Here is a 1,485-nt window from a genome sequence, read left to right on the forward strand (position 1 = left end):
GCGACCAGGCGCCGGCGCCGCCGCCGACGGCCTCGCCGGGATCCGCCGCCGCGGGCGCCGGTCCCGGCGACGACGGGTCCTCCGCCCCGGCGGGGGCCTGGGCCGGCTTGGGCTTGGGGAGCAGGTCGCTGACGTCGCCGCCGACGTCGTTGAGCCGCCGGACCAGCGGGCGCCGCTCGCCGTAGTGGATGACCGTCAGTGAGCACGGATCGATCGTGATCCGGTGGTACAGGTCAAGATGCAGGCCGAGCGCGTCGGCGACGACGGTGCGGATCACGTCGCCGTGCGAGCACAGCAGCCAGGTCGCATCGGGGCCGAGGCGCGCGTTCCACTCCCGCACGGCGTTCACCCCGCGCGCCTGGGTGTCGCGCAGCGCCTCACCCTCGGGACCGGGGAACACCACGGCGCTCGGCTGGTTCTGCACCACCGCCCACAGTGGGTCCTTCGCGAGCACCGCGAGCTCCTGCCCGGTCCAGTCGCCGTAGCGGCACTCACCGATTCGCTCGTCGATGGCGACGTCCGCGGCCCGCTCGCCCGCCGGGCGGCGCGCGGCGATGGCCTCGGCCGTCTGGCGGCAGCGATCCAGCGGGCTGGACACGACCGCCGCGAGCGGGACGTCGGCGAGGCGGCGCGCGACGGCGTCGGCCTGCCCCCGGCCGCGCTCGTCGAGGCCCACCCCCGGGGTCCAGCCGAGCAGGATCTTGCCCGTGACGGCGGTGAGGCCGTGGCGGACCAGCAGAACAGTGGTCAACCGTCGGTCCCTTCGTGAGGATCGCGACGTCGGCGAGCACCGCCGCGCCGGGCGTGGCCGCCGCGGCGCGCGGGGGACCACGCGGCCACCCGGAGCCGGGCCACCGGAGGTACCACGCTACCCAGCGGGCCACGACCGGCCACCGGCGGTGCGTCGTTACGCTTTCGGGCATGCCCGACGAGCACCCGACCGCCCCCACTGGGGCACCTGACCCGGTCGGTTCCGACCCCGCCACCGGCCCGGTGGACGCACCCGACCCGACGGCGGTGTTCGCCGCGTTCTGCGAAGCCGCCCTGTGGCCGGGCCTTGGCCGCACGACCGCGGCGCGACTGCCCGCCGCCGGCATCACCCTTCCCGAGCATGTCGACATCGGCCGGCTCGGTACCGTGGAGGGGGTCAGCGGGCCCCGCGCGCGCCGGCTGGCGGACACCTTCCGGGCCGCCGCGGGCACCTACGCCGTGGTGGAGCTGCTGGCGGCGGCGAACCTGCCGGCCCGCCTGGCCCGTACCGCGACCGAGCGCCTCGGGCCCGGCGTCGCCGAGATCCTGCGCGCGGACCCGTGGATGCTGCTCGCCGCCACCGACGCCGAGATCTCCCAGGCCGACCGGTTCGCCCGCCACCGCGGCCGCCAGCGCGACGACCCGCAGCGCGGCCCGGCGGTCCTCGCCTTCCTGCTGGCCCGGGCGGCCGGCCGCGTCGGCGACACCGCGGCCCCGGTCGACACCGTCCTCGCG

General features: G+C 77.5%; 2 protein-coding genes. One reads left to right on the forward strand and one right to left on the reverse strand.

Translation table 11 applies throughout. The features are described 5' to 3' along the window. Nucleotides 1-751: histidine phosphatase family protein (locus tag MXD58_RS27400; protein ID WP_250610916.1), on the reverse strand; the 751-nt coding region annotated here is incomplete at its 3' end. 170 nt (nt 752-921) lie between these two features. On the opposite strand from MXD58_RS27400, the gene MXD58_RS27405 reads away from it, so the two are divergent. After that, nucleotides 922-1,485: helix-hairpin-helix domain-containing protein (locus MXD58_RS27405; protein WP_284678920.1), on the forward strand; the 564-nt coding region annotated here is incomplete at its 3' end.

Source organism: Frankia sp. AgKG'84/4, assembly GCF_023242965.2.
GTDB lineage: Bacteria > Actinomycetota > Actinomycetes > Frankiales > Frankiaceae > Frankia.